Annotated in this window: 13 protein-coding genes and 1 pseudogene; 8 read left to right on the forward strand and 6 right to left on the reverse strand. The window is 63.3% G+C overall.

Annotated elements, in window-relative coordinates:
* The 6 genes and pseudogenes from VMA74_RS04810 to VMA74_RS04835 all read left to right on the forward strand — a co-directional run.
* Positions 1 to 253 (forward strand): annotated as a pseudogene (locus VMA74_RS04810) (23S rRNA (uracil(1939)-C(5))-methyltransferase); the annotation flags it as partial.
* A gap of 9 nt (positions 254 to 262) precedes the next feature.
* On the forward strand, positions 263 to 796 hold the full coding sequence (locus tag VMA74_RS04815) for a CYTH domain-containing protein (protein ID WP_325365344.1): 534 nt from the start codon (positions 263 to 265) through the stop codon (positions 794 to 796).
* Complete coding sequence (nagZ, locus tag VMA74_RS04820; RefSeq protein WP_325365346.1) at positions 796 to 1,797, forward strand: beta-N-acetylhexosaminidase; 1,002 nt, start codon at positions 796 to 798, stop codon at positions 1,795 to 1,797. Before VMA74_RS04815 ends, nagZ begins: the two co-directional genes overlap by 1 nt.
* An 11-nt stretch (positions 1,798 to 1,808) precedes the next feature.
* Positions 1,809 to 2,366, forward strand: coding sequence for a hypoxanthine-guanine phosphoribosyltransferase (locus tag VMA74_RS04825; protein WP_325365348.1), 558 nt, complete (start codon positions 1,809 to 1,811; stop codon positions 2,364 to 2,366).
* Between the two features lie 107 nt (positions 2,367 to 2,473).
* Positions 2,474 to 3,223 (forward strand): S-methyl-5'-thioinosine phosphorylase, encoded by a 750-nt coding sequence (locus VMA74_RS04830; protein WP_325365349.1) that lies wholly within the window; start codon positions 2,474 to 2,476, stop codon positions 3,221 to 3,223.
* 153 nt (positions 3,224 to 3,376) lie between these two features.
* A complete protein-coding gene (locus tag VMA74_RS04835; RefSeq protein ID WP_325365351.1) occupies positions 3,377 to 3,583 on the forward strand; it encodes a cold-shock protein in 207 nt (68 codons plus the stop codon).
* A 189-nt stretch (positions 3,584 to 3,772) separates the two neighbouring features.
* Here VMA74_RS04835 and VMA74_RS04840 read toward each other — a convergent pair whose 3' ends face one another.
* Entirely contained in the window at positions 3,773 to 5,545 is a 1,773-nt protein-coding gene (locus VMA74_RS04840; RefSeq protein ID WP_325365353.1) for an ABC transporter transmembrane domain-containing protein, read from the reverse strand.
* Between the two features lie 73 nt (positions 5,546 to 5,618).
* Positions 5,619 to 6,218: a YigZ family protein gene (locus tag VMA74_RS04845; protein ID WP_325365355.1), complete on the reverse strand. Its 600-nt coding sequence runs from the start codon at positions 6,216 to 6,218 to the stop codon at positions 5,619 to 5,621.
* A 108-nt stretch (positions 6,219 to 6,326) separates the two neighbouring features.
* On the opposite strand from VMA74_RS04845, the gene VMA74_RS04850 reads away from it, so the two are divergent.
* The gene (locus VMA74_RS04850; protein ID WP_325365357.1) at positions 6,327 to 7,076 is read left to right on the forward strand and encodes a YdcF family protein; all 750 of its coding nucleotides are present in this window, start codon (positions 6,327 to 6,329) and stop codon (positions 7,074 to 7,076) included.
* Positions 7,077 to 7,134: 58 nt separating this feature from the next.
* Here the strand turns inward: VMA74_RS04850 and VMA74_RS04855 are convergent, their stop codons facing one another.
* Positions 7,135 to 8,196: an NAD(P)-dependent alcohol dehydrogenase gene (locus VMA74_RS04855; protein ID WP_325365359.1), complete on the reverse strand. Its 1,062-nt coding sequence runs from the start codon at positions 8,194 to 8,196 to the stop codon at positions 7,135 to 7,137.
* A gap of 176 nt (positions 8,197 to 8,372) precedes the next feature.
* Here VMA74_RS04855 and VMA74_RS04860 point away from each other — a divergent pair, with 176 nt between their 5' ends.
* Positions 8,373 to 9,329, forward strand: a complete 957-nt coding sequence (locus tag VMA74_RS04860) for an AraC family transcriptional regulator (protein ID WP_325365361.1) — start codon at positions 8,373 to 8,375, stop codon at positions 9,327 to 9,329.
* Between the two features lie 101 nt (positions 9,330 to 9,430).
* On the opposite strand, the gene VMA74_RS04865 is transcribed toward VMA74_RS04860, so the two are convergent.
* The 3 genes from VMA74_RS04865 to xseA form a co-directional block, all read right to left on the reverse strand.
* Positions 9,431 to 10,861 (reverse strand): aldehyde dehydrogenase family protein, encoded by a 1,431-nt coding sequence (locus tag VMA74_RS04865; RefSeq protein ID WP_325365363.1) that lies wholly within the window; start codon positions 10,859 to 10,861, stop codon positions 9,431 to 9,433.
* Positions 10,862 to 10,863: 2 nt separating this feature from the next.
* On the reverse strand, positions 10,864 to 12,513 hold the full coding sequence (locus VMA74_RS04870; protein ID WP_325365365.1) for an acetolactate synthase large subunit: 1,650 nt from the start codon (positions 12,511 to 12,513) through the stop codon (positions 10,864 to 10,866).
* A gap of 100 nt (positions 12,514 to 12,613) precedes the next feature.
* Positions 12,614 to 13,605: exodeoxyribonuclease VII large subunit (gene xseA / locus VMA74_RS04875; protein WP_325365367.1), on the reverse strand; the 992-nt coding region annotated here is incomplete at its 5' end.

Consider the following 13,605-nt stretch of genomic DNA (forward strand, 5'->3'; position numbering starts at 1 on the left):
CGATTGGGCACGCAAGCGCTGGGACAAACTGCTGCTCGATCCGCCCCGCGCCGGTGCGGACAAGGTGCTGGAATACCTGCCGCACAAGGAGACCGATCGCATTGTGTACGTCTCATGTCACCCTGCATCGCTGGCGCGCGACGCCGGCATCCTGGTGAATCAACATGGTTTCCGTTTGAAATCGGCCGGCGTGATGGACATGTTTCCGCACACCGCGCATGTGGAATCCATTGCACTGTTCGAACGCAGGTAAACTTCCGCGATGGGTATCGAGATCGAACGAAAATTCCTGCTTGCCAACGACGATTGGCGCAAAGCCATCACCACCAGCAAGCACATCGCGCAGGGTTATCTGGTGGGCGTACGCGCCTTGCGCGATGGCACGGCGCGCGCTTCGGTGCGTGTGCGCATCAGCGGCGACCAGGCCTGGCTCAACATCAAATCGGTGGAGTTGGGCATTGCGCGCGCCGAGTACGAGTTGCCGCTAGCACTCGCCGATGCGCAGGCCATGCTCGACACGTTGTGCAACGGCGTGCTGGAAAAAATTCGGCACCATGTGGACGTCGATGGCTGGATGTTCGAGATCGACGAATTCCTCGGCGCCAACCGTGGCCTGGTGGTGGCGGAACTCGAACTGCCCGAAACACATGCTGTCTATCCGCGCCCGGACTGGCTGGGCCGCGAAGTGAGCAGCCTGGCGCGCTACTACAACGTCAATCTGCTTGAACATCCGTATTCCGAATGGAATGAGGATGAGCGCAGCGCTACCGATACGCAGGCAGAGGAGAACGCCTGATGCTGCTGATCGGCATCGCCGGTACCCAATTGCTTCCGCACGAGCATGCCTGGCTTACCGCGCCCGGTGTGGCTGGCGTCATCCTGTTTTCGCGCAACTACAGCAACCGCGAGCAACTGCTGGCGCTGGTGGGATCGATCCGCGACATTGCCGGCGAGGATGTTCTGCTCGCCGTGGATCAGGAAGGTGGTCCCGTGCAGCGTTTCCGCACCGACTTCACCCGTCTGCCGCCCTTGATGAAGATCGGCCAGTGGTATGAGCGCGCCCCCGCCGAAGCCATCAAGCTGGCGGAGGAGCATGCATGGGTGATGGCCAGCGAATTGCGCGCCAGCGGCATTGATTTCAGTTTTTCGCCGGTCGCCGATCTCGCGCGCGGCAATGCCGCCATCGGCACGCGCGCCTTTCATGCCGATCCCGACATTGCCGGCGAGCTGATCCACGCCTATGTGCGCGGTATCCACCTGGGCGGCATGGCGGCCGTGCTCAAGCACTTTCCCGGCCACGGTTCGGTCGCCATCGACACGCACAAAGCACAGGCGATCGATCCGCGTTCGCTGGATGAGATTCGCCGGAACGATCTGCGTCCGTTCCAGGAAGGTTTTGCGGCCCATGCCGAAGCCGTGATGATGGCGCACGTGGTTTACCCAGCGGTGGACGAACAGCCGGCCGGCTATTCCCGCCGCTGGATCCAGGACATCCTGCGGGGTGAGCTCGGTTTCAACGGCGCCGTCATCAGCGACGACATCAGCATGGCGGCGGCCGGTGTCGCCGGCGGCGTGGCCGAACGCGTGCACGCGCACCTGGAGGCCGGCTGCGATCTGGTGCTTGCCTGTTTCCCCGACGTAGTGGAACAAGCCATCGCCGCCATGCCGATGCCTTCCGTAGCCAGCGTGCAGCGCATCGCCGCCTTGCGCGGCGCGGTCGGCTCGACCTGGGCCAGTCTGCTCGATAATCCGCAGCGCGATCAGTTCGTCGCGCGCGTTACCGCATTGAATAGCTAAAGGGCGTTGCCATGAGCACCACCACTACGGTTCCTTCGCTGGCCGAAGCATTGACCCGCTCCGATGTGCTGTTCACGCGCGAGGCGCTGGAAAGCGTCATCGCCCATTTGGGGCGTGCTGTCGATGCCACGCTCGATGGCGAGCGCGCGGTATTTCTCACCGTGATGAACGGCGCGCTGATGTTCGGCGCCCAGCTTGCGCTGTCGATCCGCACCGATCTGGAATTCGATTATGTCCACGCCACGCGCTACCGCGGCGCCACCTCCGGCAACGACCTGCAATGGCTGCGCGAACCTTCCGCTGTGTTGAAAGACCGCACGGTGTTGCTGGTGGATGACATTCTCGATGAGGGCCACACCCTCAAGGCCGTGCGCGACGATTGCCTGCAACGCGGCGCCAGGCGCGTGCTGGTCGCCACGCTGTGCCGCAAAGTGCATGGCCGTTGCGTCGAAGGTATCCAGAGCGATTTCAACGGCGTTGAGCTGCCCGATCGCTATGTGTTCGGCTACGGCATGGATTACTACGAGCAAGGCCGTAATCTGCCTGCCATCTATGCACTGAAAGAATAGCCGCCGTAGGTTGGGGTGAGTGCGTGCGAACCCCGCCATCGCCATGCATGCTGCTACGTCGGGGTTCGGTTGTACCTCACCCCAAGCTACGAACAACAGGAATTTCCATGACGCATCCCATCGACCTCGCCGTGATCGGCGGCAGCGGCCTGTATCAATTCCCCGGCCTGGAAAATGCCACGCGGCAGAGTGTGGATACACCTTATGGCCCGGCTTCCGGCGACGTGGTGGTGGGTGAGTTCGCCGGCCGCCGCATCGCCTTCCTCGCCCGCCATGGCGAAAGCCACAGCTTGCCGCCGCATCGGGTGAATTACCGCGCCAACCTATGGGCGCTGCATCATCTGGGCGCAGCCCGCATCATCGGCGTGAATGCGGTCGGTGGCATTCGCCACGACATGGGGCCGCGCGTCATCGTCGTGCCGGACCAGATCATCGATTACACCCACGGGCGCTATACGAGTTATTGCGATGTGGAAGGCGCCGAGGTCAAACACATCGACTTCAGCGAGCCGTATACCGTTTCCTTGCGCACTGCCTTGATCGGTGCGGCAAAACGGGCCGGCATCGCGGTACTCGACGGTGGCTGCTACGGCGCCACCCAGGGGCCGCGGCTGGAAACCCGCGCCGAGATCGCGCGCATGAAACGCGACGGCTGCGATCTGGTCGGCATGACCGGCATGCCGGAAGCGGCCTTGGCGCGCGAACTGGAACTGGATTACGCATGCCTGGCGCTGGTCGCCAACTTTGCCGCCGGTTGCGGTGACGAGGCGGAAATCAGCATCGAGGAAATCTTCGCGCATCTGGCGGCGGCGACGGCGGCCGTCCCCCCCATTCTTGCCGAACTGCTCAAAAGCTGATCATTCCAACCCGTCCAAGCCGCAGTGCATATTGCGCTTTGCCTGAAAACATGAGGATACTTCGCCTGTGCCAGGGGCGGCGGACCTAGGGGTAGAGGTGGTTCTCGCGGAGACTTGGTGCAATCCAGTCCTTAGATTCAGAGGTTCACGCAAATGCGTTTCGGTACGGTCAAATGGTTCAACGATGCCAAGGGTTTCGGCTTCATCGCGCCCGAGGACGGTGGGGAGGACGTGTTTGTCCATTTCTCAGCCATCAACTCCAAGGGCTTTCGCAGCCTGCAAGAAGGCCAGCGCGTGAAGTTCGAAGTGACCCAGGGTCCGAAGGGTGCCCAGGCGTCCGGCGTCGAACTCGCGAGCTGAAGCCGTCGTTGTTACCATGCTTCAACGAGAAAACCCTGCCTTGTGCAGGGTTTTCTTTTTGGGTGATTCTTTTTTGGATGATTTTTTAAATCGAGAAAAACGGTAATTGATAATCACCAGCCGCGTGCTCGAGTGAAATCCCGGCATCAAGCACCGTAATAGGGCTGGGACGTTATCCCAGCCTCCCGCTCACGCCACAAACTGCAGCCGCGCCAGCTCGGCATACAGGCCGCCTTCGGCCAGCAGGCTCTCGTGCGTACCTTGCGCCACGATGCGCCCGCCATCGAGCACCACAATCCGATCCGCGCGCTGCACGGTGGCCAGCCGGTGGGCGATCACCAGGGTGGTGCGGCCCTTTTCCAATCGTTCCAGAGCTTGCTGGATGGCCGCTTCCGATTGCGCATCCAGGGCCGAGGTGGCTTCATCCAGCAGCAACAGCGGCGCATTGCGCAGAATCGCCCGTGCAATGGCGATGCGCTGGCGCTGGCCACCGGACAGGCGCACGCCGCGTTCACCCAGCTCCGCCTCGTAACCATCCGGCAGCATCTGGATGAAGTCGTGCGCCTCGGCGGCACGAGCCGCGGTGCGCACTTCTTCGTCGCTTGCATCCTGGCGGCCGAAGCGGATGTTGTTGGCGGTGGTGCCACCAAAAATCACCGTTTCTTGCGGTACCAGGGCAATCGCGCCGCGCAGCTCGGGCAAGCTCATCGCACGCAGATCGATGCCATCGAAACGGATGCGCCCGCGCTGCGGATCGTAGAAGCGCAACAGCAACGCAAACACCGTGCTCTTGCCCGCTCCCGACGGGCCGACCAGCGCCACCGTTTCGCCGGGGCGGATATCCAGGTTGAACTGGTGCAGCGCCGGTGCGTCGGGGCGGGTAGGGTAGTGAAATTCCACATCCTCAAAACGCAAGGCGCCGCGTACCGGCTGCGGCAAGGCTTGCGGATGCGGCGGGTCGGCAATCGTGGGCTCCTCGTTGAACAATTCGCCGATGCGTTCCATCGCGCCGGCCGCGCGCAGCACATCGCCCCATACATCGGAAAGGCCCATCATCGATCCGCCGGAAAGCATCGCGTACACCACGAACTGCGCCAGCACCCCGGCATCCAGGCTGCCCTCCAGCACGTTGCGCGCGCCCACCCACAGCACCAGCGTAATCGCGCCGAAGAACAGCACGATCACCGCGGCAGTGAGCATCGTGCGCATGCCGATGCGTTCGCGCGCGGTGGCCAGCGCGCGGGTAATGGCATTCCCATAACGCTCGCTTTCGATGCCTTCACGTGCATAGGCCTTGACTGCCGTGGCGGCATTGAGCGTTTCGTTGGCGATCGCCGCCGTATCGGCCAGGCGATCCTGGCTGGCGCGCGATAGCTTCTGCACGCGCCGCCCGAAAATCAGAATCGGCAACACCACGGCCGGAATCACCAACGCAGTAAGGCCGGCCAGGTGCGGGCTGGTCCAGATCATCGCCGCCGTCGCGCCGACCAGCATCACCGCGCTGCGCAGCGCCACGGAGATACCGGAACCCACCAGCGCCTGTACCACTTCGGTATCGGTGCCCAGGCGCGATATCAGCTCGCCGACGCGATTGCGCTCGAAAAAGCTCACGTCCAGCCGGATCACGTGCGCATACAACTTGGCGCGCAGCGCGGCCAAGGTGCGCTCGCCCAGCAGCGAGATGCAGTAGAACCGCGCCGCGGTCGCAAACGCCATCACCAGCGCGACTGCAAACAAGCCCAGGAAACTGGCGTTGATCGCCGTCAGGTTGGAGTTGCGAAAGCCGTGGTCGATCATGTGCCGCACCGCGATCGGCAGCACCAGAGTAGAGCTGGAGGATATGGCCAGGAACACCAGCCAGCCCAACGCCAGCATCCGGTTGGGCTTTACGAATGGCCAGAGCAGCTTCAGGGAACCAATACGGCGACGGGGCTTGGGATCGTTCGCGGGCGTCGTGCTCATGGGCTTCGTCGTGGGGGATATCTGAATTCAGATAGGGGTGGCCCAAGGTGATTCAATGTGCCGCCTGCATTCCTTAGCCATCCAGCACACGCCCCTCGCTACGCCCGCGACTGATATCGACGATACGCGCCTTGGCCTCGTCCACCCGCGCCTCAGGAAGCTGCAGTTGCAGCATCACGCCATCGGCCTCGAAGCTTTCCTGCTCAAATACCACCCCAAGCTCCTTCAGGCGTGCCTTCATCAGCGCCAGCTCGGCAAACTCGCAACGCATGCCCAGCCGCGCCATCGCCACAATCGGGGTGCGCTCGGCCAGCCGCAGGCATTCGGCCGCCGTGCCGCCGTAAGCGCGAACCAGCCCGCCGGCGCCCAGCTTGATGCCCCCATACCAGCGCGTCACCACCACTACGGCGCGGTCGATGCCCTGGCCCTCGATGGCCTGCAGGATGGGCCGTCCGGCCGTTCCGCCCGGCTCGCCATCGTCGTTGAAGCGATAATCCTGGCCAATGCGGTACGCCCAGCAATTATGCGTGGCCGACCCATCGCTCACCTGCTGCACGTACGCCAATGCCTGCTGTGGCGTTGCCATCGGCGCGGCCTGGGCCAGAAAGCGGCTCTTGCGAATCTCTTCGCTGTGCTGAAACGGCGCGGCGAGGGTGTGCAACATCGGTGTCATGCCGGGTACGCGGAGTGGATCAGGGCATCCGCAGGGTAAGGGAATCACGCCCAGCGGTCACATCCCCGGTTGCGCTAGGCTTACGGTTTTTCGACCAGGATGGCTCGCATGATGTTGTTGCTGTTGGTGCTGCTTTGCGCGCTGGGCTACGTGGTAAACCGTTTTCGTCGCGGTCGTGGCGGATGGATGTTCTACGGGGCAGCGTTCGTATTGTTCGTGGCCAGCGCTTGCGGCCCCTTGTCGGTGTGGTTGGCCATCCACCTGCAAGCGCCTTATGCAACGCGGCCGAAAATCACCTGGGCGCCGCGCAATGCCATCGTGGTGTTGGGTGCAGGTGCCACGCTGATTTTCGCCACCGGTGAGGTAACTGTGCCTGTGCCTGCGGGCAACCGGCTGGTCGAGGGCTATACGCTATACCGCGAATGCAAGCAGACCGGCAACGACTGCAAGCTGATCGTCAGCGGCGGTGATGCAGCGCATGTCGGCAAGCCCGAAGCGGTGGTTTATGGTGAGGTCTTGCTGCGCATGGGCGTGGATCGCAATGACCTCATGCTCGAATCGCGCAGCATGAACACCTGGCAGAACGCCCAATTCGTGCAGCCCATGCTGAAGGCGTATGCACCGCAGCGCGTGGTGCTGGTGACCTCCGCCATGCACATGCGTCGCGCGCAGATGTTTTTCGAGCACTTCGGCATCGATGCCTTGCTGGTGCGTGCCGACTATGTGGGCTCGCGCTACACCTGGCTTCCCAGCAGCCAGAGCCTGGCGCTGACCGACGCGGCGTTGCATGAATATGCCGGCGTGTGGCTGTATCACCTCTACAACGCGATGGGTTGGAACGTGCCGTCCAGTCGATAGCGGGAGCATGCTGTGCCCCCTCTTTTCGGAAGAAGGGGCAACAGCGCGGCGCCATGCATCAGGCAGTTTTCTTCAACGATGCCATATCGATCACGAACCGATAGCGCACGTCGCTGTTGAGCATCCGCCCGTACGCCGTGTTGATGTCCTGGATGTCGATCATCTCCACATCCGCGCCAATCTGGTGCTTGGCGCAGAAATCCAGCATCTCCTGCGTTTCCGCAATGCCGCCGATCAATGAACCGGCCAGCGAGCGACGGCCGAAGATCAGGCTACCGGCATGCACCGGCGGATTCACCGGTTCCACCAGGCCCACCAGTACATGCAGGCCATCGATCTTCAGCGTGGCCAGGTAGGGATTGAGATCGTGCTGGTGCGGCACTGTGTCGAGAATGAAATCGAAATGGCCCGCGACCGCCGCCATCTGCTTCGCATCGGTGGACAGCACCACGTGATCGGCGCCCAGCCGGCGCGCTTCCGCTTCCTTGCCGGGCGAGCGCGTGAACAGCGTGACATCCGCGCCCAGCGCCTTGGCAAACTTCAGGCCCATGTGGCCGAGGCCGCCCAGGCCGACGATGGCCACCTTGTGACCCTTGCCGATCTTCCAGTGTTGCAGTGGCGACCAGGTGGTGATCCCCGCGCATAGCAGGGGTGCGGCAGCTTTGGGGTCCACGCCGTCCGGAATGCGTAGCACGAACTTGTCGCTCACCACGATGCGTTCGGAGTAACCGCCGTAGGTCATCAGCCCGTCGCGACGGTCGCGGCTGTTGTAGGTGAAGGTGGGCATTTCCTGGCAGTACTGCTCCAGGCCTTGTTCGCAGGCAGCGCAGTGCTGGCAGGAATCCACCATGCAGCCGACGCCCACCAGGTCGCCCGGCTTGAAGCCGGTCACCTGCGCGCCCACCGAAGCCACGCGGCCGATGATTTCGTGACCGGGCACCACCGGGTATTGGGAGCCGCCCCATTCGTTGCGGGCCGTGTGGATGTCGGAGTGGCAGACGCCGCAATAGAGGATATCGATCACCACGTCGTCCGCGCGCGCGTCGCGCCGCTCGAACGAATGGGGTGTCAGCGGCGTGGTGGCGGATTGCGCGGCGTAGCCGCGGATGCTGAAGGCCATGCGGTTCTCCAAGGGGGTAAGGGCAGGGAAGGCCGCAAAGTATGCGCAGTGCAGCAAAAGCCGGGTAGCCGAATCCTGCTAAATGCTTGCTTGATACTGCAAATTCACTGCTGAACACTCGCATTGATCTGCAGGAACAGGCAACCTTCATTCGTTCTAGGCAAGCAGCATTCCGCATGAATACACAGCTTAAAGCGATCGAGATACCCTCCCGCCTCGAGCAGGATTACGAGGAATTGACAGCCATCGTTGAACGATACGCCCGGGTCGAGGGCGTCACCCAGACCGCTTGGCCGGCCTTGTCGTTCTTTCGCGCAGACGCTCCCAGCGACCGCAGCTGCGCCATGTACGAGCCCTGCCTGGGCTTGTTGCTCCAGGGCAACAAGCATGTGCTGGTGGGCGAGGAGCGCCTGGAGCAGGAGTACGGCCATTACCTGATCAACTCCATCGACGTGCCGGTCACCGCCCAGGTGGTGCGCGCCTCGCCGCAGCAACCGTGCCTGTGCATCACCTTACGCCTGGATCCCGTACGCATCGGCGAGTGGCTGTCCGAGGTGAGGCTGCCCAAGCCCTCCGCCGTCACCGCGCGCGGCATCGCCCTGAGCCCGGTCAGCGCGGGCCTGCTCGACCCCCTGCTGCGCTTGGTCCGCCTGCTCGACTCGCCGCAGGACTTGGCCCTGCTGGCGCCGCTGATCGAGCGCGAGCTGCTCTACCGGCTGCTGACCGGCGAGCAGGGCGTACGGCTGGCGCAGATCGCCATGGCCGGCGGGCAGGGCCAGCAGATCGCCCGCGCCATCCAGTGGCTGCGGCAGCATTTCAACAAGCCTTTGCGCATCGCCGAGCTGGCCAGCATGGTCAACATGAGCCCATCGTCGCTGCACCATCATTTCCGCCAGATCACCGCGATGAGTCCGCTGCAGTACCAGAAAGTGCTGCGCCTGCATGAAGCACGTCGATTGCTGCTGACGGAAGGTTGCGACGTGGCCACCGCCGCGCATCGCGTGGGTTATGAAAGCCCCTCGCAATTCAGCCGCGAATACAGCCGCCAGCATGGCGCGCCGCCGTTGCGCGATGTGGTGCGCTTGCGGTCGATGGGAACGGCGCCTTGCGCGGAGCTTGAGGTTTCGGCGTAGCGCCTTTTACTCCCCTCACAGGTAACCGTCGTAGGTTGGGGTGAGCGAGCGCGAACCCCAACATCGCCATGCATGATCGCGCGCCGACGTTGGGGATGGGCCTATACCTCCCGCATCACCATCAACCGAATCTCCGTCATATCCTCGATCGCATAACGCACGCCTTCGCGGCCGATGCCGGACAGCTTCACGCCGCCGTACGGCATGTTGTCCACGCGGAAACTCGGCACGTCGTTGACGATCACGCCGCCTTGTTCCAGTTCATCCCATGCGCGCATGCCATGCGCAAGGCTGTTGGTGAAGATGCCGGCCTGCAGGCCGTAATCCGAATCGTTGACCAGCGCAAACGCCTCGTCGATATGCTCGAAGGGCACCAGCAACACAAACGGCCCGAACGCCTCCATGCGATTGACCTTGGCATCCTTCGGCACGTTCTCCATCACGGTGGCTTCGAGCATGTTGCCCTTGCGCTTGCCGCCGCATAGAACCTTGCCGCCGGCCTGCTGCGCTTCGTTGATCCAGCCTTCCAGCCGCGCCGCCGCCGCTTCGTCGATCATCGGCCCGAGGAACACGCTCTGGTCTTTCGGATCGCCGGCCTTGAGTTGCTTCACGGCAGCGACCAGGCGCTGCTTCAGTTCTTCATACAGCGAGGCATGCGCGTAAATCCGCTGCACGCTGATGCAGCTCTGCCCGGATTGATAGAACGCGCCGAAGATAAGCCGCTCGATCACCTTGTCCAGGTTCGCATGCTGATCGGCATCGACAATACAGGCCGCATTGCCGCCCAGTTCCAAGGTCACCTTCTTGTGGCCGGCGCGTGCTTTCAGATCCCAGCCGATCTGCCCGCCGGTAAACGAAAGCAGCTTCAATCGCGCATCTTCCACCAGCGGCGTGGCGTGCTTGCCGTCCAGTGTCAGCACCGAAAACGCACCTTTGGGCAGATCGGTCTCCGCCAGTACCTGACCGATGATCAACGCACCGATCGGCGTTTTTTCCGATGGCTTCAACACGAACGGGCAACCTGCCGCGATCGCCGGCGCCACCTTGTGCGCCACCAGGTTCAACGGAAAATTGAATGGCGTGATGAACGACACCGGCCCCAGCGGCACGCGGCGCGTAAAGCCGTGGTAACCGTCCAGGCGCCCGGCGAGTTCCAGATTCAAGGTTTCGCCGTTCACGCGCACCGCTTCGTCGGCGGCGATGCGGAAGGTTTCGATCAGGCGCGTCACTTCGCCGGCGGCATCCTTGATCGGCTTGCCGGCCTCGATGCACAGCGCCATCGCCAGCTCGTCGTAGCGCTCCTGGAAACGCTTCACGCAATGCTGCAACACCGCCTGCCGCGCCCACGGCTTGAAACGCTTCATGGGGCCGGTGGCCTGCACGGCGGCGTGAATGGCCTGTTCCGTCGCCTGTGCATCCGGCACGGCGACGCGCGTGGCAACCTCGCCGCTGTATTTGTCGTACACCTCCATCATTTCGGCGGAGGTGCGCGGTTCGTTGGCCAGGTAATAGGGATAGGTCTTGTCGAGCATGGTCACTCCTTCACCGCAGCGCTGAGCTTGCGGATTTCTTCATCCAGCACACGATGGTTGTCGGAATAGTCGATCGCAAGGTCGATCAGGTGTACGCCGCCTTCGTCGAAGGCGCGCTGCAAGGTGGGCAGGAATTCATCCGCGCTCTGCGGGCGATGCCCCTGCGCGCCATGCGCCTGGGCGAAAAGCACAAAGTCCGGATTGCTGAACTGCATGCCGTAATCGGCGTAGCCCATCTCTGCCTGCTTCCAGCGGATCATGCCGTAGGCGTCGTCGCGCAATAGCAGGATCACCAGGTCCAGCTTCAGGCGCACCGCGGTTTCCAGCTCCTGCGCATTCATCATGAAGCCGCCGTCGCCGCAGATCGCCAGCACCTTGCGCTCCGGATACACCATCTTGGCCGCCATCGCCGACGGCAGGCCCGCACCCATGGTGGCAAGCGCATTGTCGAGCAGCACCGTGTTGGGCTGGCGCGCCTTGTAATAACGCGCGTACCACAACTTGTACATGCCGTTGTCCAGGCACAGGATGCCGTCGTCCGGCATGAAACGGCGCGTATCGGCAACGATGCGCACGGGATGCATCGGGAAGCGCGCTTCATCGGCATATTGGCCAAGCTGCACCTGGAACGCCTCGCGTACCTTGTTGAAGTACTGGAAATCCCAGTGTTCCTGCACGCTCAATGCATCGGTCAAGCGTTCCACCGTGTGCGCGATATCGCCCACCACTTCGATCTGCGGGAAATACACCGTGTCCACTTCAGCCGACGAGAAATTGATGTGAATCACCGTGCGCCGTCCGCGCTGCATGAAGAACGGCGGCTTCTCCACCACGTCATGGCCGACGTTGATGATCACGTCCGCCGCGTCGATCGCACGATGCACGAAATCGCCATCCGATAACGCGGCATTGCCCAGCCACAACGGGTGATCCTCATCGACCACGCCCTTGCCCATCTGGGTGGTGAAGAAAGGAATGCCGAGCTTGTCGATAAAGGTGCGCAACGCGACGGCCGTACGCTGGCGGTTGGCGGCGGCGCCGATCATCAGGATCGGATGCCTGGCCAGGCTGATCGCTTCGGCCGCCTGCACCAGTGCGGCGTCGTCCGGCGAAGGCCGGCGCGCATACTCGGTCGGCAGGAGGATGTATTCGTCCACCTCATCGCGTGCGATGTCCTCGGGCAATTCCAGGTGCACCGCGCCGGGGCGTTCTTCCTCCGCGCGGCGGAATGCTTCACGGATGCGCGCGGGAATCGTCGCCGCGGACACCAGCTGGCGGGTGTACTTGGTCAGCGGCTGCATCATGTCCACCACGTCCACCAGCTGGAACAGCCCCTGCTTGTGCGTGCGGATCGGTTTTTGCCCGGTAATCATCAGCATCGGCATGGCGCCGAGCTGCGCATAGGCCGCTGCCGTCACCAGGTTGGTGGCGCCCGGCCCCAGCGTGGACAGCGCCACGCCCGCCTCACCGGTAAGCCGGCCCCAGGTGGCCGCCATGAACCCGGCCGCCTGCTCGTGGCGCGTCACGATCAGCTTGATGGACGATTCGCGCAACGCCTCCACCAGATCGAGGTTTTCCTCACCCGGCACGCCGAAAATGCGGCTTACGCCTTCGGCTTCCAACGCTTTCACAAACAAGGCCGCGGCCTTCATGCATCGTCTCCTGCAAAGATAACGCTGCTATTTGTACTCCGATGTTCGATTCGTGCGGGGATGCGTTTGAGTCGCGGGAAGAATGGATGCGTAGGCTGTGCTACTTCTTGCTTACGCGCAGGGACAATTCCCCATCGGCCAACTTCGCCCGCAGCGGCGTATCCGCCGCCACATGCTGGGCCGAGCGCAACACCTTGCCGTCCGCGTCGAACAGGATCGCGTAGCCGCGCTCCAGCGTCGCCAGCGGGCTTACCGCATGCATGGCCCGGGCGAGGTGTTGCAGTTCCAGGCGATCGCGTTGCAGTTTGTGCTGGATCAGTTGCCGCAGCCGTGCCGCATGCTGTTCAAGCCGCTGCCGCAACAGTGCCACGCGCTGGCGCGGATGCTGCGCCAGCAATCGCGCATGCACGCGATCCAGCTGCGTCGTTTTGTGCATCGACTGCGTCTGCCAGCACGCAAGCAAGCGGCGATGCAATTGCTGCAACCGCTGGCGATCGCGTGCCAGCCGCGCCTGCGGCCGTTGCGCCTGCAAGCGCGCCAGCAGGTGGTCGAGTTGTTGAATGCGGGTATGCGAGCGCCGTTCGTAGATGGCCGCGGTGCGCTGGCGCAACTGCGCCACATGCCGGCGTAGCGCCAGCATGTCCGGCACCAGCAACTCAGCCGCGGCGGAGGGCGTGGGGGCGCGTAAGTCGGCCACGAAATCGGCGATGCTGAAGTCGATTTCGTGCCCCACCGCGCAGACCACCGGCACCGCGCTGGCATGCACCGCGCGTGCGACCTGCTCATCATTGAACGCCCATAAATCCTCCAGCGAACCGCCGCCGCGCGTGAGCAGCAGCACGTCGTAGCGTCCGCATGCCGATGCCTTGCGCAACATCGACACGATCGCCGGCGGCGCTTCACGGCCTTGCACAGGCACGGGCAGCACGTCCACTTCCACCAGTGGCCAGCGTCGTGACATCACGCTCAATACATCGCGAATCGCCGCGCCCGTGGCGGAGGTGATCACACCGATACGGCGCGCAAAGCGGGGCAGGGGGCGCTTGCGTTCCTGCGCGAACAAACCTTCCGCATCCAGTTGCGCCTTCAGCC

The organism is Dyella sp. (assembly GCF_035508675.1).
Lineage (GTDB): Bacteria > Pseudomonadota > Gammaproteobacteria > Xanthomonadales > Rhodanobacteraceae > Dyella_B.